The sequence below is a fragment of the uncultured Flavobacterium sp. genome (assembly GCF_951805225.1).
GTDB lineage: Bacteria > Bacteroidota > Bacteroidia > Flavobacteriales > Flavobacteriaceae > Flavobacterium.
The window spans coordinates 5937790-5961854 of record NZ_OX638201.1 but is presented as its reverse complement, the minus strand read 5'-3'; the positions used below and the strand labels follow the sequence as shown (position 1 = coordinate 5961854).

Genomic DNA, 24065 nt, shown 5'->3' with positions numbered 1-24065 from the left:
AGTTACAAAATTCAAATAATCTATTCTGATTTAGAACTGCAAATGTCGTTTTGGAATTTCAGGAATTTAGTTGGAGAAATATTCATGTAATATTTAAAATCGTGTATCAATTGGCTTTGATCATAATAACCACATTGCTCTACGACAGAAAGCCAATCTGTTTTAGAATTATTTAGTATATCTTTCTGAATAACTTCGACAGCTTTTAAAAACCTTTCGTAACGATTGATTTCTTTAATGGTATATCCAAAAAACTTCTTTTGATTCAATTGAATATTCCGTTCTGATTGATTTGTTTGTGAAGCTATTGCTTTTATCGGATTTAAATTCTCTTCTTTAAAATCCGCCAAAAGCGTTGTCAAAGCATTTTGCTCTTTCAAATAAGGTTTGCAAAATTCTAAGATATAATCGACACGTTCTTTTGTATCTGATAAAAGATTAAGTTCTTCCCATAAAACCGAAAAACAATTCTCTGCAAGTAAAGCATCCGGATGAATTGGTAATGCATGCGTTAAAAGCGCATTCCCAAAGAATCTATAAAAAGCATCTTCTTTAAAATTGGCAACTAATATCTCTGAATTGGGTTTTAAAGTATAATCGAACGCTTGTTTTATAGGTCCTAAAACAATGCATTTTTCAACTTCGAGAGTCGTATTTTTCTCTGATCTTAGAGATGATTTTGTTCCGAAATTAAAAACAAGAATCGTTTGAAAACTGGGCAATAAAGTTTTCGTTACCGGAAATGCCGTTTTGTTTTCGGCAAAGTAAAAATGAGAAAAAACAGTTTCAAATGCTGAAGGAACAGCAATTCTAAAATTGTTATTTTCTTCAGCATTTTTCATACTATTTAATTCGTTGAGTGTAATTTATATTAACACATAGAAACATAGCTTTTGAGAACTTAAAAAGGAGGCGTTTCACTTTTTTTAATCCACATAGAGCTATGTGTTAGAAACCAGTTTCTTTTCATCTTCTTTTAGATAAAGAAAAATCTATGTTTCTATGTGTTAAATGTTTTTTTCGTGAACACACGAATTGGTATACTTTTTATATTTTAGAAGCTTTATGAAACAAATTCAGCCTCAAATAATTGAGTCAAATGTTTTACGATTTTAGCTTTTACTTCGTCTTCGTTAACTTTTTCGACACCAAGTTCTACTTGCAAAGATGTAACGCCTTTTCCGCGAATTCCACACGGAATAATATTATCAAAGTATCCTAAATCTACGTTTACATTCAAGGCAAATCCGTGCATAGTTACCCATCTTGAAGCACGTACACCAAGCGCACAAATTTTACGTGCAAACGGAGTTCCAACATCCAGCCAAACGCCAGTTTCACCATCACTACGTCCGCATTTTAAACCGTATTCTTCTAAAGTCAGAATAATAGCTTCTTCTAGAAAACGTAAGTATTTATGAATATCTGTAAAGAAATTTTCTAAATCTAAAATCGGATAACCTACAATTTGTCCAGGTCCGTGATAGGTAATATCTCCGCCACGATTGATTTTATAGAAAGTCGCACCTTTTGCTTCAAGTTGCTTTTCGTTTAATAATAAGTTCTCGAAATCGCCGCTTTTACCCAAAGTATAAACATGTGGATGTTCTACAAATAGCAAATAATTTGGCGTTGGCAAATCAAGTTCTTCTCTTCTGTTTTTGATTTTTAAGTCGACTATATCCTTAAAAAGTTCTTCCTGATATTCCCAGGTCGATTTATAATCTTTACTTCCTAAATCCTGAAGTTGAATTTTTTTGTTCATTTTAATTATTTTTCAAACTCGACTTCAAAGTTGAGTTTGTCAGGATTCTCCATATAATCCGTGAAAGGGTATTGAATTGTAATTGATTTTCGATCTTCGCTAAACAAAGCACTTGGATTTGAAACCTTCTTGATTCGTTTAGGAAAATGATATTTTATAATGTAGTTTGACGAAGCAAAAATCATCTTGGACATATCTTGCACAGAATCCTTTGCTTTTGCCGCCAATTTTGCTTTATCGATTACTGCTTTACGTGTAAATTTCTTTCCGTCGTATGTATAGCTTAATTTACTGTTATTATCTCCTAATCCTTTTGCCAACGGTGTTGAACTATTTGCTCCGCCTTCTAATTTCTGAAGCGCACTCAAAGATTGTAATGCATCTTGAAGCTCATTTACATTTTTAAAATCAGTTGAAAGCGTCATTAAAAACTCTTTTTTCTCAGCGTTCATTTTAGTGTTTACCACAAAATTCTCCAGCTTTTTAAGTTCTTTTTGAGCTTCAGGAGATAATTTTGCAATGCTATCTTTTTTCGCTTCAAATAATTGTTTGAAAGTAAAAGTAGAATCTATATTTTTTTTAGCATCGGCACCCATTTGATCGCCTAATTGATCGCCAGCCATTGCCATTAAAGACGAACCGTCCATGTCTACAGAAAACTTTCCGGTTCCGTTATCGTTTACATAAATATTTTCGGTTAAGGTGCAACTTGTTAATGTTGCTAATAAAAAACAAAAACTAAGTAATTTATATAATTTCATATGGTTAATTTTTTATCAAAGATACGAAGACTATTTTTATTAATTTAATCGTGTATTTGTTTAATTGTTTATGCGAAAATTGCCCACGGATTTTACGGATTTAAACGGATTGAACGCAGATTATTTCATGATAATCTTTGTCAAAGTTTAAAACTTTGACAAAGATCCGTCGATTCAAAAATAAAAAATCAGTACAAATCCGTTTAAATCCGTCGAATCCGTGGCTAATAAATTCACTCCAAAACCACTTCTAAACTTGTCATTTCCGGATTTTGCAAACAATCTGAAAGTTGAAATTCTAAGGTTAATGATTTTTTATCCGCGCTGATAATTGCCTTTTGGTTTGAAACTGATTTTATTTTCTTGGGGAAATGGTATCGCAAAACATAAGATTGCGTCAGTTTTAAAGAAGTATATTTAGGATCTGCCGTTGCAAATTGATTTTTTGTTCTTTGAAGTTCTTCTTGACTTGTAACAGAAACGGATCGTTTAAAAACTGTTCCATCAAAATGGTATTCTATTTTATAATAATGATTTTCGGCAGTTAATGCATAATTATTTTTAATATCATTTACATAATCTTCGGTTTTATATAAATCCGGAATTTCTGAAACTTTATTAAAGTTAAACGACATTACGGTTCTGAATTCTTTTTCGAAAGAACTATTCTTTATGTGCACTTTTACATTCGAATATTTTTGAAATAATTGCTGTTCTACAGGCGTATATTTCACAAATGTCTCGTTGTACTTTTTAATATAATCCTGAAAAACATAGGTTGTATCTTTAAAAACATCTTCGTGCGCATATTGATCTCCCGCCAATTGCATATAACTATTTTCGTTCCGAAGCTGAACAACTTCAACAGTTCCGGTTCCGTCTGGATTGATTTGAATCGTTTCGGTAATTTGACAACTTGTAAGCAGAAGAAGAATTATTAAGGCTGATATGGATTTCATTTTTTCTTTGAAGGTTCTGAGGTTCTGAGAAGCTAAGATACTGAGGTTTTTATTTAGTTTCATGCATTTTCTTTAAGTGCTGTCTTTGCGAGGAACGAAGCAATCACACTACTAAAAGACACTTTGCCGATCCAGCAAATGAGATTGCCTCGTTCCTCGCAACGACAAAACCCACCAACTAAAAGGTCTTTTAAAAACTAAAACTTCTAAAATAGCCCCGATAGAAGCGGTATCCTTTTTTGCTTTTTTCGGCAAAAAAGATACAAGTGGATAGCGGGACAAAAGGATGTTGAAAGCCTGAAATTTGTGCTTCAAAAAATCTAAAAACTGCATTCTGAAATCTACATTCTTTTCTTTATCTTTGCACACTTAAAAAAGAGCACAAAATGGCATTATCAGAACAAGAAATCATTAGAAGAGAGAAACTTCAAAACTTACGCAACTTAGGAATCAATCCTTACCCAGCTAATCTTTTTCCTGTAAATCATACTTCGAAGCAGATTAAGGAATCGTTTGAAGAAGGTAAGAAGGTTATTGTTGCCGGACGTTTGATGAGTATCAGAGATCAGGGAAAAGCTTGTTTTGCTGAATTGCAGGATAGCGAAGGGCGTATACAATTGTACGTGAATCGCGATGTTTTGTGTGAAGGTGATGATAAAACTTTGTACAATACGGTTTTTAAAAAATTAACTGATTTAGGTGACTTTGTTGGTATTGAAGGTGAATTATTCACGACGCAAGTTGGCGCGAAATGTATTCGTGTTAGCGGTTTTACTTTCTTGAGTAAAACACTTCGTCCGCTTCCTTTACCAAGAGTTGATACAGACGGAAACGTTCACGACGCTTTTACAGATGCTGAATTGCGTTACAGAATGCGTTATGTAGATTTAACGGTTAATCCGCATGTTAAAGAGAACTTCATTAAGCGTACTAAATTGTTTACGGCTATGCGTAACTATTTTAACGATGCTGGTTATCTTGAAGTTGAAACTCCGGTTTTACAATCAATTGCTGGTGGAGCTTCGGCAAGACCTTTTATCACGCATCATAATTCGCTTGACATTCCGCTTTACATGCGTATTGCAAACGAATTATATTTGAAAAGATTAATTGTTGGTGGTTTTGAAGGTGTTTATGAATTCTCGAAAAACTTTAGAAATGAAGGTATGGACAGAACGCATAATCCTGAATTTACCGCAATGGAAATATATGTAGCTTACAAAGACTACAACTGGATGATGGAATTTGCTGAAGGTTTACTTGAGCATTGTGCAATTGCTGTAAACGGAACTAGCGAAGTTACTTTTGGTGAACACCAAATTAACTTTAAAGCGCCGTATGCTCGTGTTACAATGACGGATTCTATCAAACATTTTACTGGTTTTGATATTTCAGGTAAAACTGAAGAAGAATTGTTTGAAGCAGCAAGAGGAATGGGAATCGACGTTGATAAAACAATGGGGAAAGGAAAATTGATTGATGAGATTTTTGGCGCTAAATGCGAAGGAAATTATATTCAGCCAACTTTCATTACTGATTATCCAAAAGAAATGTCGCCTTTATGTAAAGAGCACCGCGATAATCCGGATCTTACAGAGCGTTTTGAATTAATGGTTTGTGGTAAAGAAATCGCAAATGCTTATTCTGAATTAAACGATCCAATTGATCAACGTGAGCGTTTTGAAGATCAAATGCGTCTTTCTGAAAAAGGTGATGATGAAGCTAACGGAATCATCGATGAAGATTTCTTAAGAGCACTTGAATACGGTATGCCGCCAACTTCTGGAATGGGAATTGGAATGGACCGTTTGATTATGTACTTAACGAATAATGCATCGATTCAGGAAGTTTTATTGTTCCCGCAAATGCGTCCGGAGAAAAAACAAGCTCAAATTGAATTGTCTGACGAAGAGAAATTTATCCTTGATTTATTGAAAGGAAATGAAAACAAAATGGATCTTCAGCAACTAAAAATTACTGCGAATTTAAGCGGTAAAAAATGGGATGCGTCTATGAAAAATCTATCTAAACACGGTTTGACTAAAGTTGCCGTTGAAGGTGAGTTTAAATTTGTGGAATTGGTAGAGTAGTTTTTAAAACCATTTTTGGAAATTAGAAATTCCAAAATTAAATTATATTTCAAACCCGACAGTTTTAAAAACCTGTCGGGTTTTGTGTTTTTAAAACGAATACTTTTCTAACTTCTTTCCATCAATATCCAAAACCTTTGCATCATCTCTTGAAGCTTCTTCTTTGACAACTTCCTGAACAGATGGATTTGACGGATATTTTCCGTTTTTAAATTTCAGAAGATGAAATTTTCCTCCACTTACCGCTATTAGATCATAAAATTTTTCACTTACTGAAGTAGTTACATAAATTGGAAAATCAGTTACGGTAAATTTATTTATTAAACTTCCGTCATTATTCAGAATAAATCCTGAGCAACCGCCACTTCCGCAAAAATAAGCATTTGAGAAACCTACGAAATACTCGTCTTTTTTGTCATTGTTTAAATCGAAAGCACTGTAATAAAAAAACCGATCGTCTTTGGTCAAAGCTGGCAAATCCGCTTTTAGCAAAACCCTAAGTTGTTTTCTAATTAATTCTACCGCTTTATCGTCTTTTGCAGGAGCATCGCTTACATCTGCAGTTCCAACCGCTGTTTTTGTTATTGTGTCGGTTGCAATTGCTTCAACGACATTTTCTTTTTCTGTTTTTTCTTTATTTTGGCATGAAATCATTCCTAAAATTACAAATGCCAATAAAATTTTTCTTTTCATAATTTTTTTATTTTAAATTCTTATGATTAGGTTTCTAAACCCGACAGGTTTTAAAAACCTGTCGGGTTTGCTAAAGTATATGATTACCAATTTGATTCAATTTAAACTAACAAAGCGGCTTTATTTTCAATATCATTTTGATCCAATAAAGACTTTATATTATTAAAAGTTACTAAAGCAATTTGCGTCAAAGCTTCATTGGTAAAAAACGCCTGATGCGCTGTAACCAAAACATTTGGAAAACTCATTAAACGCTGAATTGCATCGTCCTGAATAATATCTGCCGAAAGATCTCTGAAAAACAGTTTCTCTTCCTGTTCGTAAACATCAATTCCCAGATAACCAATTTTACCTTCTTTAAGTCCTTCAATAACCGAAGCTGTTTCTATTAATCCGCCACGACTTGTATTGATAATCATCACGCTGTCTTTCATCTCATCGATAGATTTGCTATTAATGATATGTTTGGTTTGTTCGTTTAAAGGACAATGAAGCGAAATAATATCACTCGATTTGAATATTTCTTCCAGCGAAACAAATTTTACTCCGTCTTTTTCCATTTCGGCATTCGTAACAATATCATACGCCAAAACTTTACATCCAAAACCTAAGGCGATTTTTGCAAAAGCTTTTCCAATGTTTCCCGTTCCAATAATTCCAATTGTTTTTCCGAATAAATCAAAACCTAATAATCCGTTCAAAGAAAAATTTTGCTCTCTAACTCTGTTGTAAGCTTTATGTGTTTTTCTATTTAAAGTCAAAATCATTGCAATTGCATGTTCTGCAACTGCCTGCGGAGAATATGCGGGAACGCGGCAAACTTTTAAATTATATTTTTTCGCAGCTTCTAAATCGACATTATTAAAACCTGCACAACGTAAAGCTATAATTTTCACTCCCTTTTCTGCCAATTGTTTTATGACAGCTTCATTAACGATATCATTTACAAAAACACAAACAATCGATGCGTTTTCGATCAAAATAACGGTTTGAGGATTTAATTGCGTTTCAAAAAAATCTAACTCAAAACCAAAGTCAGTATTGTATTTATTAAAGAAAGCTTTGTCATAAGGTTGCGTTGAAAAAAAGGCGATTTTATTACTATTTGATGTAGTCGTTAAACTCATGATCTCTGATTTTTGATTCTTAAATTATGGTTTTACTAAGTTAAGTAATTAAATCTGAAGTAAATTTCTGATCATAAAAAAAGAGCTTCTCCCAAAGCTCTTTTGTCAAAATAGTTTTTTTATTCCCTAAATTTTAAATGATCTGTACTAAAAAGCAAACCAATTCCGCTGTAAGGATCTCTTTTTAAATCATAAAAATCATTTACTCCCGCCAAATCATTATACAAATCAATCATTATTGAAGATTCCTGAAATCCATCGATTGTATGTTCTATAATAGTGTTTGCCAAACACGTTAGTTCTTTTGTGGTATTTGTAATTCCTATGTTATTTCCAGTTTCCCAATCCCAAATAATCCAATCCCAATTGTGTGTTTTTTGAACAGAATCCAGCCATAAATAAGAAAGGTTATTGATTTTTACTTTTCCTAATTCTTTTTCTTTCCAATATTCAACACTTCCAATTATAGCTTTTATTGCGTCATCTGTTTGATTATAAACAAAATCAGGATTCGAAATCTGAATGATTTTTATAGCATCAGCAATTTTGGAATTGATTGTTTTTAATTCTTTTTCATTGGGTTTTCTTAAAAAAGCAAATTCAACATCTTGTCTTTCAAAAACAATTCCGGGTGATTTTACCAACATTTCCGCAGGAATACATTTTGCATTAGAATATTCGTTAAGAAACTCTTCTTTGGGATCAAAAGAGAAATTTTCCTCCGTATAAAAACCGGAAACATATCTTTGCTCAATTTCTTTTACGATTTGATAGGTTTCATAATTTATATCTTCTTTTATTTCATCTTCGTTTTCGAACCTGCAAAAATAATCCGGCTGTAACATCCAATACAAACAAAGAGCGGTTCCTTTATCAAGATGTTTTTGCTTGATGATCCATTCAAAAGGTTCGATTCCGTCATCATAATTCCAATTTTGCACAAACTGATGTAATTCCGTGGCCGTTAATTTTTGATAAGACATCTCGTTGTTTACTGCTTTAAGAACTCGGTTTTTACTTTTCTTATTAAATAATTCTTCCATTTTTATATTTTACAAATCCTATATCTTCCTACAAATTTAAAAACCTATTTGCATAAATACATCATTAAATAAAAACACTTTCTAAGAATCTCAATGTCAAGCAAATCGTTCTTTTTTATATTTTAAATTTGTTAAATAATCTACAATTCTGATTATCAGATTAAACCTATTGAATTTGATAAAGTCTAAATGTTATAACAATTAAAAAACTTACATCATGAAAAAATTATTTATCGCAGCTTTGTTATTCATTGGAGTAGCAAGTTTTGCACAAGAAGGGGATCAAAAGCCAACTCGCGAACAAAGAGAAAAACTGACTCCGGAACAACGCAGTGACAAACAATTAAAAAAACTTACTTCTGAATTAAATTTAGATGCAAATCAACAAGCACAGGTTAAACAACTTCTAGCAGACAGAAATGCTAAAGCTGAAAAATTTAAAGAAGCCCGTAAAGCAAAAAAAGACAGCGATGTAAAACCAACTGCAGCTGAAAGAGAAGCTTTTAAAAAAGAAGTAATGGCTGAAAGAGATGCAAATGATGCTAAAATGAAATCTATCTTAAATGCTGATCAATACACAAAATGGAAAGCAATTCAGGAAGAGAATAAAGACAAAGCAAGAGAAAAAATGAAAGAATACAAAAAAGAGAATAACTAATTATAGTGTACAAAAAGAGGCTTTGATTGCCTCTTTTTTATTTTTGAAAAGTATTATGTTTTCCTTATTACTTTCTGTTAATTAAAAGATAAATCCGACAATTCGATTAAACTTAATAAAATTATGGCAGTCTAATTGCTATAAACCTTTTAAAAAAACGAATTATGAAAAAATTATTTATCGCAGCTTTATTATTCGTTGGAGTAGTAAGTTTTGCACAAGACATCAATCAGAAAGCTACACGTGATCAACGAGAAAAATTAACTCCGGAACAACGTAATGAAAAACATTTACAAAAGTTAACTTCTGAATTGAATTTAGATAAAAAGCAACAGGAGCAAGTAAAACAGTTACTGGCAGAAAGAAGTGCTAAAACTGAAAAGTTTAGAGCTGCTAAAAAAGACAGCAAAACAAAACCTACTGATGCAGAAAGAGAAGCTTTTAAAAAACAAATGGATACTGAAAAAGCAGCAAACGATGCTAAAATGAAATCAATTCTAAACGCTGATCAGTACACAAAATGGACTGCTCTTAAAAAAGAACACGAAGGCAAAGGCGATCATAAAGGCAGAAGAGATATGAAATCTCCACAAGAACGCGATCAGGCACATTTGCAAAAATTGACTACAGATCTAAATTTAAATACAGATCAGCAAAAACAAGTTAGTGAGCTTTTGTCTGACAGAAGTACCAAAATGGCGATGCTTAAAAAGAGCCGAAGAGACAACCCTACACCACCAACTGATGCTGAGAAAAAAGCCATAAAAAAACAAATGGAAGAAGATCACAAAGCAACAGATGCAAAAATGAAATCTATTTTGAATGCCGATCAATATAAAAAATGGACAGCAATTCAAAAAGAGCATAAAGATAAAATGAAAGAACACAGAAAAGATAAAATGTAATTGAGTTCAAAAAAAAGAGGCTTCAAAAGCCTCTTTTTTTGTTTTTATACATTTCCTTATTTCGGATTAAGAATTAAATCAATTCTTTTGATACAATCTTCATAATGGTATTTTGTTTCTGTATTTGTCGGTCTAGCTTTTGTGGCTAAAAGTGTGCTTCTCAATGCCGTTAATTCACCACGAACTAAAGCTCTAAGATCTGATTGTGCTACATTATAATAGGTTGTTGATTTATCTGTTGGTTTAATTTCCTCAATCATCAAAGCTCCCATTCTGTCAATATATCCACGTTGTAAATTTCTTCGATATATCGTTACATTCGCTGGTGTAGCAGCTTCTTTCCAGATTCCTTTTCTGGTATCTTTTAATAAATCTAAAGCTTTGTAAGTATCAGCTCCAAGAATTTCATTATCCATCAATCTTCCAATTCTGGAGATACTCAATAAATTATTTAAGTGACGTACTTGCAAACTTCTAAACTTTTCTGAATAACCTGCAGAATTTGTATTTTTTAAAGTATTTACATTTACAATCCAGGTTGGCGAAGCAAAAGCATTTGCCTGAAGCCAATTCATCGCTTCGATTTGTTTTGCTTTTGGTACAACTTCGTAAACATTTCCGGCTTGATTTGGTTTTTTAGTATTTTCATAAACACCACCAACATTAGTTACAACATGACCTACATATCTGCTCCAAACGTCCAGCATTTCTTTATACAATTCATCTAAATCTTCATAATCATTGGTCACATTACTAGTCCATTCGCTTAAATGTCCTGCCACATATTCCAGATTTTTAAGTCCGTATGAACTTGCTTTCATCGAATTATTTCCAATATCTTCCGTTTGAGAAGTTGGATCAAAAGAACTGCCCTGATCTCCAAATTTATAGATTGGATTTCCTGCTTTCTCCAAAATCCATTTGTCTAAAGTTACCGCTTCAGCTTCAGGAGATTTTGTATTCGGAATCACTCTGTAACCCCAATTTAAAGCATAATGATCGTAAGCACCCATTTTACGAATAAAACGAATATTTTTATCTCCGGGTTGTGCAATATAATTAAAACGGGCATAATCCATTATACTTGCAGAGATTCCGTTTTGTTGTGTAAAATCACCATTTCTATAACTCTCAACATCATACGCACAACTTGCGCCCATATTATGTGGAAAACCTAAAGCATGACCAACTTCGTGCGCAATAACCATTCGCATCATTTCGCCCATTTCTTCGTCACTGGTTTGTAATGTTCGCGCCGACGGATTTGCTGCTCCGGTTTCTAACAAATATCTGTTTCTGTAAGAACGCAAATGATTGTGATACCAAATCACATCGCTTTCGATAATCTCTCCCGTTCTAGGATCTGAAACACTTGGCCCAACTGCATTTCGAGTCGTACTTGCTACATAACGAATAACTGAATAACGCACATCTTCAGGGCTAAAATCAGGATCTTCTTCTTTTGTTGGAGCATCTTTAGCAATAATCGCATTTTTAAAACCAGCAGTTTCAAACGGTTTTTGCCACTCTTCGATTCCTTGTTTTATGTATTTTTTCAACTTTTCCGGCGTCGCAGGATCTAGGTAATATACGATTGGTTTTATTGGTTCAACCAATTCTCCTCTGTTATAAGCTTCCGGATCTTTTGGTTCTAATCTCCAACGTCTGATATATGTTTTAAGGTCAGATTTTAATTCGTTGCTTCCGTAATCGTATTGACTTACCGTAAACCAACCTACACGCGAATCTGCCAACCTTGGTTTCATTGGTACTTCTGGCAACAAAATCATAGATTGATTCATTTGAACACTTATCGATTCTGTTTCTTCCTGAGTTGAAGGTTTTGAAGCATTATAAGTCATATCCTGAATGACTTCGATATTCATCGGAAAACTTTTAATCTTATTGATAAAGCTTCGCGAATCGTCAAGTCCTTTTACTTTGTAAGTATCACGCATTTCTGCTGATATTCCGGTAATTGCCTTTACATCTGTGCTATAAAATTTCGTTACATCAATAACAGTATTTGCAGAATCTTTGCTGAAAGCTACAATGTCAAATGCAAATAATGTAGGCTCATAATTATTTGATTTTACCGAAATACTAATTGGTAAAGTATCATTTGCAACCGCATTATATGATTTTGATTTAATAAGGATTTTATCCTGAAAACGCTGCCAAATGATCAATTGTTCATTAGTTTCTGAACCGGCATTTACATATCCTCCGCCTAAATTAGCAGGTAATTTTGAAAGTCTGCTTACCAAAAGCATATCTTTATTTAAATACTTATTCGGGATTTCAAAGTAGTATTTTTTATCCACCTTGTGCACTTTAAAAAGTCCGTCATCAGAAACAGCGTCTTTAGTAATTACTTTGCTGTATTCTTTAATTGTTGATTCCGATTTTTTTTCTGGCGGTGCAACTACAGGTTCGTCTTTTTTGGATGTCTTTTTGTTTGATTGGGCAAATTGATTAGTAGAAAACAGCATGAAAAATGCCATTGTAATAAAAATGAAAAACTTATTCATTTATTGGTAGGTTTAGTGGTTTTTGATGAACAAAAATAATTTTTATTCTACTTATAAAAAAGCAAACCTTCTTCTTAACAATTTATTAACAAGTATAATCGAAAGTAAAATCATAAAAAAAGGTTCAGCTTTTATGAAAAATCTGAACCTTAAATTGAAAAATATTATCTGTTTTAAGATTTAAAATGTCTTTGAAACCTTATCAATTGCATTAATTGTAAAATCTAAATCTTCGTATGTCAATGCATCAGTAATAAACCAAGTTTCATATGCAGATGGTGCAATATAAACTCCTTCGTTTAACAAACCGTGAAAGAATTTTTTGAAGGTTTCATTATCTCCTTTTGCCGCTGTTTGAAAATCAACAACCGGATTTGCATCAAAATGCACAGAAATCATTGAACCTACTCTATTGATTGTAAAAACAACATTATTTGCTTTTAAAACTCTGTCAATTCCTGCTTCTAAATAAGCTGTTTTTTCGTCTAAACGATCAAAAATTGCACGATCATTATCAAGAGATTGCAACATTGCTAATCCTGCCGCCATTGCAAGAGGATTTCCAGATAATGTTCCCGCTTGATAAACTGGTCCAAGTGGCGCTAAATAATTCATGATTTCAGCACGTGCAGCAAAAGCCCCAACTGGCAAACCTCCACCAATCACTTTTCCGAAAGTAACAATATCAGCGTTGATATTAAACAATTCCTGAACTCCACCGCGAGCCAAACGGAAACCTGTCATTACCTCATCAAAAATTAGTAAAATTCCGTTTGCAGTACACAAATCTCTTAAACCTTGCAAGAAACCTTTTTGAGGCGGAATACATCCCATATTTCCTGCAACTGGTTCGATAATTATAGCCGCGATTTCGTTTTTGTTCGCTTCAATTAGAGTTTTTACATTCTCTAAATCATTGTATTTTGCCAACAAAGTATCTTTTGCAGTTCCTTCAGTAACTCCCGGACTATTTGGAGATCCAAAAGTTACGGCTCCACTTCCAGCCTGAATCAAAAAAGAATCAGAATGTCCGTGATAGCAACCTGCAAATTTTATAATTTTATCTCTTTTTGTAAATCCGCGAGCCAAACGAATCGCGCTCATACAAGCTTCTGTACCTGAATTTACAAAACGTATTTTATCAATATTCGGAACCATAGAAACCGCCAAAGCAGCAATTTCAGTCTCTAATTCTGTTGGCATTCCAAATGAAGTTCCCAACTTTGCTTTTTCAATCACGGCATCAACAACTGGCTGATATGCATGACCTAAAACCATTGGTCCCCAAGAATTGATATAATCTATTAATTTATTTCCGTCTTCGTCATACAAATAAGCACCTTTGGCACTTTTTACAAAAATAGGAGTTCCTCCAACCGCTTTAAAGGCTCTTACTGGTGAATTTACTCCTCCCGGAATTACTTTTTCTGCTTCAGCAAAAAGCTGACTACTTCTTTTATATATCATTTTTTATTTTAGATTTTTGAGTTCAGGTTTTAGATTTAATTAGAAAATTAAACGTTGGCCTGTGATAAACTCATTAAAATATTTTTGTTCAATTTGTTCCTCTTCACTAAGATCTCCAAGTTTTTTGTCAGACATTCCGATGGGAGAATAAAATAACCATTTCCATGTTGGACGATGTTTTATAAAAAAATGCCTTTCGGCAAATTCATCATGAATATAAACTCCACAAAAAACTCTAATACTTAAAATTATTGCAAAAATAAAGATTCCAACTGTGACATTCTTTTTCATAGACAAATTTGTAGAAATTTTATAATTAACAATTACTAACTAACAATTGATAATTATTTCACTTTCAACTTTTGACCAATAGAAAGCGCATTATCCGAAAGATTATTTTTCTGTTTTAAGTCATCAACCAATACGTTGAATTTTTTTGAAATCGAATATAAGGTATCTCCTTTTTGAACTTCGTATAAATTAGGATCGTTAGGATTTACATTCGAATTTGAATTTGAAGGACTTTTTGCCGGCGGAGTTGATTTCTCAAATGGCTTATAATTTCTTCCCGTAACCTGACAATCATATTGATGCAGATTATATCTTTCGATATAACTAATTAATTTATCCGGATAATTAGGATCTGTTGCGTAACCACAAGCTCTTAATCCTTTTGCCCAAGCTTTGTAATCGTCTTTTTCATAGGTAAATAAGCTTGCGTATCTTTTTTTCCCAACCAAAAATAAGGCGTGATCTCTATAGGATTCTGACGCTTCAGTATATTTTCTAAAACATTCCTGAGCCGAATCATCATCGTGACGAACGCTCTCGCCCAACCAATCATTATGACATTTTATTCCGAAGTGATTGTTTGCATCTAAAGCTAAATCTCCTTTTCCTGCACCAGATTCCAGAATTCCCTGCGCCAAAATAATGCTTGCAGGAATACCGTATTTCTGCATATTTCCCATTGCAATATCTTTAAATTGCAAAATATAATTATTGATTAAATCGCTGGTAACAACTGTTTTTGAAGTAGATTGAATAACCTCAGTTGTATTATTTGTAGAAGGATAATTTTTGCCTATTGGCTTTACCGGAGCTTGTTTTTTGGTAGTTGCCACTCTTGGCCTCTGAACCGCAGCCGCTTTTTTAGTCGTTGCAATAGTAGGTTTACTCGACGAACAACTTACTAAAGTAGCCAGAATTAAGAATGTTATTATTTTTTTAACCATTGCTTATAAGTATTGGTAATTTTTTCTGCTTCAATTTTATATTCATTCCATCAATTCCTTGTAATCCACCGGTATGAATGAGTAATATTTTTGAACCTGCAGGAAAATAGTTTTTATGTATTAAATCTATAACGCCAAAAACCATCTTTCCTGTATAAATTGGATCTAAAGGCACTTTATTTTCTTCAAAAAAAGCATTGATAAATTCAATTAATTCTAAATTTATCTTCCCATAACCTCCAAAATGATAGTCAGAAATTAAATTCCAGTTATCTTTTTTTGCAAAAATACGAATTTCATCTGTTAAAAAGTCACCTTTTAACGCCGGAAACCCTAAAACTTTCTGATATGACAACGCGCTATTGATCAATCCAGATATGGTTCCGCCAGTTCCAACAGCGCAGCAAACGTAATCAAAAACAGCATCTTCATCAGTCAAAATCTCCTCGCAGCCTTTTACCGCCAACTCATTTGTTCCGCCTTCAGGCACTAAATAAAAATCTCCAAACTTCTCTTTTAATTTTTCTATAAACGAAGCTTCACTTTTATATCTGTAATCTTCGCGGGTTACAAACTCAAATTGCATTCCGTTTTCCTGAGCAAATTTCAAGGTTGGATTATCTTCTATTTTATCAAGAATTTCTTCTCCGCGAATAATTCCTATTGTTTTAAAACCCTGCTCTTTTCCTGCATATGCAACCGCTGCAATATGATTCGAAAAAGCACCGCCAAAAGTCAACAAAGTAGTTTTATTTTCGGCTTTAGCCTGAAGTAAATTATATTTGAGTTTTCTGAATTTATTCCCCGAAACAAAAGGATGAATCAAGTCTTCTCTTTTAATTGTCAGAGAAATATCGTTCTGGAAAGTAGTATGAATTTCCTGGTTCAAAATTTATTTTTCTTTTAAAGTTATGTAATTTAAAAACCCGAAAAAGGATCGGTTTTTCAAATAATCAGAATCATTTTCATTAGTATAAGCTTCTCTTTCAAAACTTATATTTCGATACGCCAAATCTTTATTTTTATATTGAAGCAACCTTATTATATATTCTAAAACATAAAAGATATAAAAAGGAAGAATCAGCAATTCTAATTGTTGTCTCAGATGAATTTTTTCGTGATTGACGAAAACAGAATTTTCTTTGTCCTGATTGTATTTTAAAAACACAAACGGAAACACAGCCATTCCTCGATATCCTTTCGGAATTAAATATTTAGCAACAATCAGAAACATTAGCTGTAAAATTTATAAATTTGTAGATAAAAATTGTTCGATTTCACTAAAATCATAATCATCTTACTAATTTTGATTTTAATAAAATAAGAACAAGCATCCAAAGCAGATTTATGAAAGAGCAAAGTAATGAAAATAAACTAATCGAAGGCGAAGATTTTTACTATACGCCCGAAGGTTATAAATGCTTTACTGAAAAACACCACCTAAAACGCGGTTATTGCTGCAAAAGTGGTTGCCGTCATTGTCCGTACGGATTTGATAAAAATACAGGTCAAATTAGAAAAAAAATCTAATTTGAGAATGTGTCAATTTGATAATGAGATAATTTCTTAATTAGTTAATTTAAAAATCTAAAATCAATAATCTAAACTCTAAAATTATAAATGGATATTCTCTTGCGAAAATTTAGGATTACGATCCACAAATCCTATCACAGGTCGGATATTCGTTATCCCTAGCTTTTTTTAAATTAGAAAATGTGTCAATTTGAAAATGAGATAATTTGAATAAATTCCAAATTTCAATTGCAATCAATTAATCGTTCATCACATTTAAGTCCTAGCGGCGAGAAATAATCTAAAAAAAACAAAAATTAATCTGTTGTTAATCTAACAAAAATACCTTAGCGTCTTAGAATCTTAGCAACTCAGTACCTTAAAGAAAAAATGACTTTTCAAGAAGAAATAAAACAAGGAATTCCATCTATATTACCTCCAAAAAAAGAGTACGATTTAGCAATTAATCACGCGCCAAAAAGAAAAGAAATCCTTTCGGCAGAAGAAAAAAAGCTGGCTCTTAAAAATGCATTGCGTTATTTTGAAGCTAAACATCACGCTGAATTAATTGTCGAATTCTCTGAAGAATTAGAAAAATACGGACGTATATATATGTATCGTCTGCGTCCAGATTACAGAATGTACGCTAGACCAATTGACGAATATCCTGGGAAATCATTGCAGGCAAAAGCAATTATGCACATGATTCAAAACAATCTGGATTATGCTGTGGCGCAACATCCGCATGAATTAATTACTTATGGCGGTAATGGAGCTGTTTTCCAGAACTGGGCACAATATTTATTAACGATGCAATATTTGTCTGAAATGACAGATGAGCAAACCTTGACAATGTATTCAGGACATCCAATGGGATTATTTCCTTCGCATTCTGAAGCGCCAAGAGTTGTGGTTACAAACGGAATGGTGATTCCAAACTATTCTAAACCGGACGATTGGGAAAAAATGAATGCTTTGGGCGTTTCACAATACGGACAAATGACGGCTGGAAGTTATATGTATATTGGTCCTCAAGGAATTGTACACGGAACTACGATTACTGTTTTGAACGGTTTCAGAAAAATAAAACTAAATCCTGAAGGTAATCTTTTTGTAACATCAGGACTTGGCGGAATGTCCGGTGCGCAACCAAAAGCCGGAAATATTGCAGGTTGTATTACGGTCTGCGCCGAAGTAAATCCTAAAATCACCAAGATTCGTCACGAACAAGGATGGATTAATGAAATCGTAACTTCTACTGAAGAATTGGTAAAAAGAGTCGCTTTGGCGAAAGCCAATAAAGAAGTGGTTTCAATTGCTTATTTAGGAAATGTAGTTGATGTTTGGGAATGTTTCGATAAAGAAAATATCAAAATTGATTTGGGTTCTGACCAAACTTCGCTTCATAATCCTTGGGCGGGCGGTTATTATCCAGTTGGAATTTCTTTTGAAGAAGCAAACGAAATGATGGCAAAAAATCCTGAATTATTCAAAGAAAAAGTACAGGAATCTTTGCGTCGTCAAGCGAAAGCAATAAACAAACATACGGCAAAAGGAACTTACTTTTTTGATTACGGAAATGCGTTTTTATTAGAAGCTTCACGTGCTGGCGCTGATGTAATGGCAGAAAATAATATTGATTTCAAATATCCAAGTTACGTTCAGGATATTATGGGACCAATGTGTTTTGACTATGGTTTTGGACCATTTAGATGGGTTTGTACTTCAGGAAAACCAGAAGATTTACAAAAAACCGATACAATTGCAAGTCAGGTTTTAGAAGAATTAGCGAAAACATCTCCTAATGAAATTCAGCAGCAAATGCAGGATAACATCAAATGGATCAAAGGCGCACAGGAAAATAAATTGGTTGTAGGTTCTCAAGCCAGAATCTTATATGCTGATGCCGAAGGTAGAATTAAAATCGCCGAGGCTTTTAACCAGGCGATTGCAAAAGGCGAAATTGGAACGGTTGTTTTAGGGCGCGATCATCATGACGTTTCAGGAACGGATTCTCCTTACAGAGAGACTTCTAACATCTATGACGGATCTCGTTTTACGGCAGATATGGCAATTCAAAACGTGATTGGAGACAGCTTTAGAGGTGCAACCTGGGTATCGATTCATAACGGCGGCGGAGTTGGCTGGGGAGAGGTTATAAATGGTGGATTTGGTATGGTTCTTGATGGTTCTAAAGAGGCTTCAAAACGTTTAGCATCAATGCTTTTTTGGGATGTTAACAACGGAATTTCAAGAAGAAGCTGGGCTAGAAATGACGAAGCAATTTTTGCTATAAAAAGAGCGATGGAAGTTCAGCCATTGTTAAAAGTAACGCTGCCTAATATCGTAGATGAAAATCTATTTTAGACAAAGTTTCGTATTTGATTTAAAATGAGAACATTTAAAATTTCCAAACATATGAAAACATTCAAATTAGTACCCGTTTTTTTGCTCTTAATACTAGCTTCATGCAGTACGGTTAGTGTTTATTCTGATTATGATAAAAACGTAGATTTTGCGCCTTATAAAACTTATGCTTTTTTTAAGCCGGGAATTGATAAGGTCGAAATATCTGATTTGGATAAAAGACGTATTCTACGTGCCATTGATGATCAAATGCAAGCCAAAGGTTTTACAAAAAGTGAAAACCCAGATTTATTAGTAAACATTTTTACTAAATCAAGAGAACAAGTTGATGTTAACCAATTTAATGCCGGATGGGGTTACGGTTGGGGATACGGATGGAATCCTTACATGATGTATGGATACGGAGGACAAACCACTGTTTCAACTTCTACACAAGGAACTTTATACATTGATTTAATTGATGCAAAAAAGAAAGAAATGATCTGGCAAGGTGAAGGTGTTGGAACTTTAACCAAAAACGTGGATAAAAAAGATGAAAAAGTTGCTGAATTTGTGACTAAAATTTTAGCTCAATATCCTCCGGTTAAAAAATAATTAATACATTTGCCATTCAATTATTTGAAATGAAAAACTTAAATAACATTATTATCTCTATTACTATTATTGCAATTCAGCAATAATGGCGAGGTATTATATAAATAAGTAAACAAAATACAATTTATAAAAACCTCCCAAATCGGGAGGTTTTTTTATTTAAACAAATATTACAAAAACATTTTGCCACAGATTTCACAGATTAAAAATCTTTTTTAAATCATTTAATCTGTGGCAAAAAAACAACAAACAACATGAATCTATTTAACGAAGTACTTGCTGCCAAAAAACAGCTTGAAAATGTAGTTGCTGCTACTCCACTCACACAAAATCTGAATCTTTCAGAAGAATTTGAATCTACTATTTTATTAAAAAGAGAAGATTTACAAATTGTGCGGTCGTACAAAATTAGAGGCGCTTACAACAAGATTTCTTCGTTAAATGATATCGAAAAAGCAACTGGAATTGTTTGTGCAAGTGCCGGAAATCATGCTCAAGGTGTTGCTTATTCGTGTCATCTTTTGCAAATACAAGGCAAAATCTATATGCCAAAAACAACTCCAAAGCAAAAAGTAAAACAAGTGCAATTGTTTGGAAAATCATTTGTAGAAATTGTTCTTACCGGAGACACTTTTGATGACGCTTATGCTTCGGCTACAGCCGATGCCATCAAAAACCATAAAATATTTATTCATCCTTTTGACGACGAAAAAGTCATTGCAGGTCAGGGAACTGTTGGATTAGAAATTCTCGAAAATTATAAAGAATCTATTGATTACGTTTTTGTTCCGATTGGCGGTGGCGGATTAGCTTCGGGATTATCTGAAGTTTTTAAACATCTAAGTCCAAATACTAAAATTATTGGCGTGGAGCCAAAAGGCGCTCCTTCGATGAAAACTTCGATTGAAGAAAATAAAAATACCGCTTTAACCACGATTGATAAATTTGTAGATGGCGCAGCGGTAAAACAAGTTGGTGATAAAACTTTTGAAATCTGTCGCTACAATTTAGAAGATATTATCCTAGTTCCCGAAGGAAAAGTTTGTACCACAATTTTACGTTTATACAATGAAGAAGCAATGGTTGTAGAACCTGCGGGCGCATTAACCATTGCAGCTTTGGATTTTTATAAGGATAAAATAAAAGGTAAAACAGTCGTTTGCGTCGTAAGTGGAAGTAATAATGATATCGAAAGAACTGCCGAAATAAAAGAACGCTCTTTATTATACGAAGGCTTAATGCACTATTTTATGATTCAGTTCCCACAACGACCGGGAGCTTTAAAAGAGTTCGTAAACAATATTTTAGGTCCTGATGATGACATTACTTATTTTCAATTTGCCAAGAAAAACAGCCGCGAAGTAGGTTCTGTGGTTGTGGGATTAGAATTGAAAAACAAAAACGATATTCTGGCTATTAAAATGAATATGACTAAAAATGGTTTTGAATTTCAATACTTAAATGACAATCAGGATTTGTTTACACAATTAATAGGATAAAAAGCAAAAGGCTGTCTGATATCAGAATCAGACAGCCTTTAAATTCAAATATAAAATTACTAATTGAATTCTAAATTTGTAATTATTGTTTCAGGACTTTTTTAGAATAAGAACCTTTACTGTCGTTTACTCTCACGATATAAACTCCTTTCGGAATTCTTGAAACTTCTATTTCAGATGGATTTCCTTTTACAAAATCTACATTTTTCTTGATTATGTTTTGTCCTCCAATATTGAATACTTCTACAGTCGCGCTTCCTTCATGATTAGTATCAATTTTTAAATAATCATTTGTCGGATTAATAAAAATTGTCATATCGGCTGAAGTTTCGCTATTTACCGCAGTTTCAGTCAAAGCTCTTTTTGCTGTTGATTCTACCTGAACAAACTGCCATTGTTGATTTAATCCGCTTGTATAATCCCAAACCTGAATATTTGCTCCATTTGCTGTAGAAACATTTTCAACATCCAGCGATTTATTACTGTTAACGTTGATAATACTGTAATATCCACCGCCAAGACTATTAACAGTCCATTTAAATTCATTAGAACTAGAGAACGTTTTTTGCTGCACTTTCAATCCATTTGCCGTTCCGTTGTTTTCAACTGCCAAATACATTCCTGTAGATTTTACGATAATGTAATAACTACCGCTTCCTGTAGAAACAAATTTCCAGCGTTGGTTGTTTCCTCCACCACTTGTTATATCATATTGCTGAATACGTCCTCCGCTTGTAGTCGAATTATCTGCAACATCTAAACCTTTGTTACTGTTTCTTGAAATAATATTATAATATCCAGGAAATCCTGTTGTTCCGGAATTTACTGTTATGGCGCTCGTTGCAGTTTTAGAACCGTCTACTGTAGTAACTGTGATTGTAGCATTTCCTGCAGAAACTCCAGAAACCAATCCGTTTGAATTTACAGTTGCAACCGAATTATTACTTGAACTCCAATTTACTGCTGTATTTGTTGCATTACTTGGCGAAATTGTAGCCGTTAATTGTTGTGTTTGTCCCGCTGTAATTGTTGCCGAAGTTGGACTAACACTCACTCCTGTAACTGCAACCGGATTTGAAGCTCCCCAATTAAATGTAACGGCAGAAGATGCAGGAACAGCATAATTAAATGCCGAAGATCCTGATACTACTTTGATTGTATTTGCTGATCCTGAATTATAAATCACAAGAGCAATAGATCCGTCAGGATTTTTGAATGCAGAAGAAGTAATAGAGCCACTAGTACTTGTAGAACCAACTCTTAAAGCGCCTGGTTTTACAAATTTCGAAATCTGACCAATAATATAATAAGCAACATTTCTAGTATAACTTGTACTATTGTTAACCGTTACAGCACCCAAACAAGTGGTACATCCGCCTGGAGTTCGTGGTCCTAAACTTGAGTTATTTGCGGCATTCCATTCTAAGACTGTTTTCGCCCAATTTGTAGTACTTCCGATCACTACATTTTGCATGTGCCAGCCAAAATCTCCACTAAAGCTTCCGCCTGAACCTGTGTATTGTTCTGTAAAATAAACATTCTTATTCGTTGCATTTTTCACCGTTGACATTGCCGAAATATTTCCTAAATACAAGTGAAAAGCTGCTCCATCAACATAACTGCTATTATTCAAAACATCAATAGGATAAGCTGTATTATCGCAATTGTGGTCGAAAGCAATGATTTTAATTCCGCCATATCCTGCTGCTGCCATTTGAGGTCCAAGTTGTTGATTGATAAAATTCTTTTGTTCTGTAGAATTCATCAGCATACTTGGTTCGTTATTTGGGTTTTCAGGTTCATTTTGAGGTGTGATTCCCCAAATAGAAATTCCCTGTGCCTGCATTGCTGCAAAATATTTCACAAAATACTTAGCGTAAGCCGCATAATATTGTGTTTGCAGATTTCCGCCAACCCATGAACCGTTACTTTTCATCCAGCGTGGAGCTGACCATGGCGTTGCTAGTATTTTTATGTTTGGATTAATTAACTGAATCTTTTTTATAATCGGAATCAAATAGGTTAAATCTGGTCCGTTTAGGCTAAAATTATTCATATTAGTATCTCCCGAAGTTTCGTTATAACTATAAGAAGAACTGCTTAAATCTGAAGCTCCAATACTAATACGAACCACATTTGCGTTCAAACCTGTTGTAGGATTATACAAATCATTCAATAATTGATTTTGCTGAGTTGCTGCCATTCCGCTAATTACTTCGCAACTTCCTTCGGTTAATGTATAACCAAATCCGTCCATTGTTTGGTAAGTTGTTCCGGCATTAATCGTTACCGTTGAAGGATTAGTTCCTGAATTTGTCCCGAAGCTAACTGTAGCTTGTTGTTGCAATAATTTCGTTTGATCTCCTGAAGTTATCCACGGAGTAACTGTTTGAGCATTTACACTAGTAATAAACAAAAGCATTATAATGACCTTTATCATTATCGTAGCTTTTACTCGGTTTTTAGGTTTTTGGGTAGTTTTGTGCATAGTTTTTTAGTTTTTTAATAATTTAATTTTTCTCATTTTTTAATATTATTTTTAATAATTCACAACAATATTATGTTAATTTTAATTAAAATGATATTTATTCAACTTTACAAATACACATCAAACTAAGAATTTTCCTCTACAAAAACTCATCTAATTATTTTTTAACTATTTGTTTTTCAATTATTTAAAATTAATAAATAACTAAAATCTTACTTTAAAACTATACAAATACAAGACATCTTATATTTTAGCTTCATAAATGCAAGATTTAGCTTGAAAATGGATCAATGCAAAAATCTGTGGAGCTATGAAAATTAAGGATGAATTTAACCGCAAAGGGCGCAAGTTTTTTTGTTATAGATTACGCT

General features: G+C 33.3%; 21 protein-coding genes. 7 read left to right on the top strand and 14 right to left on the bottom strand.

What is annotated here, in order from left to right; all coding sequences use genetic code 11:
- Positions 1 to 20: 20 nt before the first annotated feature.
- The 4 genes from WN975_RS24905 to WN975_RS24890 form a co-directional block, all read right to left on the bottom strand.
- Complete coding sequence (locus WN975_RS24905; protein WP_337968834.1) at positions 21 to 842, bottom strand: AraC family transcriptional regulator; 822 nt, start codon at positions 840 to 842, stop codon at positions 21 to 23.
- 221 nt (positions 843 to 1063) lie between these two features.
- Positions 1064 to 1765: a lipoyl(octanoyl) transferase LipB gene (gene lipB / locus WN975_RS24900; RefSeq protein ID WP_337968833.1), complete on the bottom strand. Its 702-nt coding sequence runs from the start codon at positions 1763 to 1765 to the stop codon at positions 1064 to 1066.
- Positions 1766 to 1770: 5 nt separating this feature from the next.
- Complete coding sequence (locus WN975_RS24895; RefSeq protein ID WP_337968832.1) at positions 1771 to 2526, bottom strand: hypothetical protein; 756 nt, start codon at positions 2524 to 2526, stop codon at positions 1771 to 1773.
- A 233-nt stretch (positions 2527 to 2759) separates the two neighbouring features.
- Positions 2760 to 3485, bottom strand: coding sequence for a hypothetical protein (locus tag WN975_RS24890; RefSeq protein ID WP_337968831.1), 726 nt, complete (start codon positions 3483 to 3485; stop codon positions 2760 to 2762).
- Between the two features lie 386 nt (positions 3486 to 3871).
- Here WN975_RS24890 and lysS point away from each other — a divergent pair, with 386 nt between their 5' ends.
- Entirely contained in the window at positions 3872 to 5575 is a 1704-nt protein-coding gene (gene lysS, locus WN975_RS24885) for a lysine--tRNA ligase (RefSeq protein WP_121326488.1), read from the top strand.
- A 90-nt stretch (positions 5576 to 5665) separates the two neighbouring features.
- Here the strand turns inward: lysS and WN975_RS24880 are convergent, their stop codons facing one another.
- The 3 genes from WN975_RS24880 to WN975_RS24870 form a co-directional block, all read right to left on the bottom strand.
- The gene (locus WN975_RS24880) at positions 5666 to 6268 is read right to left on the bottom strand and encodes a hypothetical protein (protein ID WP_337968830.1); all 603 of its coding nucleotides are present in this window, start codon (positions 6266 to 6268) and stop codon (positions 5666 to 5668) included.
- 101 nt (positions 6269 to 6369) lie between these two features.
- The gene (locus WN975_RS24875) at positions 6370 to 7395 is read right to left on the bottom strand and encodes a 2-hydroxyacid dehydrogenase (RefSeq protein ID WP_337968829.1); all 1026 of its coding nucleotides are present in this window, start codon (positions 7393 to 7395) and stop codon (positions 6370 to 6372) included.
- A 119-nt stretch (positions 7396 to 7514) separates the two neighbouring features.
- On the bottom strand, positions 7515 to 8438 hold the full coding sequence (locus tag WN975_RS24870; RefSeq protein ID WP_337968828.1) for a DUF4274 domain-containing protein: 924 nt from the start codon (positions 8436 to 8438) through the stop codon (positions 7515 to 7517).
- Positions 8439 to 8655: 217 nt separating this feature from the next.
- Between WN975_RS24870 and WN975_RS24865 the strand changes: the two genes are divergently transcribed.
- Positions 8656 to 9096: a hypothetical protein gene (locus WN975_RS24865; protein WP_337968827.1), complete on the top strand. Its 441-nt coding sequence runs from the start codon at positions 8656 to 8658 to the stop codon at positions 9094 to 9096.
- Positions 9097 to 9260: 164 nt separating this feature from the next.
- The gene (locus WN975_RS24860; protein WP_337968826.1) at positions 9261 to 10001 is read left to right on the top strand and encodes a hypothetical protein; all 741 of its coding nucleotides are present in this window, start codon (positions 9261 to 9263) and stop codon (positions 9999 to 10001) included.
- Positions 10002 to 10057: 56 nt separating this feature from the next.
- On the opposite strand, the gene WN975_RS24855 is transcribed toward WN975_RS24860, so the two are convergent.
- The 6 genes from WN975_RS24855 to WN975_RS24830 all read right to left on the bottom strand — a co-directional run bounded on the left by WN975_RS24855 (position 10058) and on the right by WN975_RS24830 (position 16468).
- A complete protein-coding gene (locus WN975_RS24855; protein ID WP_337968825.1) occupies positions 10058 to 12532 on the bottom strand; it encodes a zinc-dependent metalloprotease in 2475 nt (824 codons plus the stop codon).
- A 180-nt stretch (positions 12533 to 12712) separates the two neighbouring features.
- Complete coding sequence (gene hemL / locus WN975_RS24850; RefSeq protein ID WP_089352068.1) at positions 12713 to 13999, bottom strand: glutamate-1-semialdehyde 2,1-aminomutase; 1287 nt, start codon at positions 13997 to 13999, stop codon at positions 12713 to 12715.
- A gap of 39 nt (positions 14000 to 14038) precedes the next feature.
- Positions 14039 to 14290: a hypothetical protein gene (locus WN975_RS24845; protein WP_337968824.1), complete on the bottom strand. Its 252-nt coding sequence runs from the start codon at positions 14288 to 14290 to the stop codon at positions 14039 to 14041.
- 53 nt (positions 14291 to 14343) lie between these two features.
- On the bottom strand, positions 14344 to 15234 hold the full coding sequence (locus WN975_RS24840; RefSeq protein ID WP_099711113.1) for a glucosaminidase domain-containing protein: 891 nt from the start codon (positions 15232 to 15234) through the stop codon (positions 14344 to 14346).
- Positions 15227 to 16123: a pyridoxal-phosphate dependent enzyme gene (locus tag WN975_RS24835; RefSeq protein WP_337968823.1), complete on the bottom strand. Its 897-nt coding sequence runs from the start codon at positions 16121 to 16123 to the stop codon at positions 15227 to 15229. Before WN975_RS24835 ends, WN975_RS24840 begins: the two co-directional genes overlap by 8 nt.
- Before the next feature lie 3 nt (positions 16124 to 16126).
- A complete protein-coding gene (locus WN975_RS24830) occupies positions 16127 to 16468 on the bottom strand; it encodes a hypothetical protein (protein ID WP_337968822.1) in 342 nt (113 codons plus the stop codon).
- 113 nt (positions 16469 to 16581) lie between these two features.
- Between WN975_RS24830 and WN975_RS24825 the strand changes: the two genes are divergently transcribed.
- From WN975_RS24825 to ilvA, 4 genes are all read left to right on the top strand, one after another.
- Positions 16582 to 16764, top strand: coding sequence for a DUF5522 domain-containing protein (locus tag WN975_RS24825; protein ID WP_337968821.1), 183 nt, complete (start codon positions 16582 to 16584; stop codon positions 16762 to 16764).
- 372 nt (positions 16765 to 17136) lie between these two features.
- The gene (locus tag WN975_RS24820) at positions 17137 to 19113 is read left to right on the top strand and encodes a urocanate hydratase (RefSeq protein ID WP_337968820.1); all 1977 of its coding nucleotides are present in this window, start codon (positions 17137 to 17139) and stop codon (positions 19111 to 19113) included.
- A gap of 51 nt (positions 19114 to 19164) precedes the next feature.
- The gene (locus tag WN975_RS24815; RefSeq protein WP_337968819.1) at positions 19165 to 19707 is read left to right on the top strand and encodes a DUF4136 domain-containing protein; all 543 of its coding nucleotides are present in this window, start codon (positions 19165 to 19167) and stop codon (positions 19705 to 19707) included.
- A 254-nt stretch (positions 19708 to 19961) separates the two neighbouring features.
- On the top strand, positions 19962 to 21206 hold the full coding sequence (gene ilvA, locus WN975_RS24810; RefSeq protein ID WP_337968818.1) for a threonine ammonia-lyase IlvA: 1245 nt from the start codon (positions 19962 to 19964) through the stop codon (positions 21204 to 21206).
- A gap of 82 nt (positions 21207 to 21288) precedes the next feature.
- Here ilvA and WN975_RS24805 read toward each other — a convergent pair whose 3' ends face one another.
- Entirely contained in the window at positions 21289 to 23694 is a 2406-nt protein-coding gene (locus tag WN975_RS24805; RefSeq protein ID WP_337968817.1) for an RICIN domain-containing protein, read from the bottom strand.
- Positions 23695 to 24065: the final 371 nt, after the last annotated feature.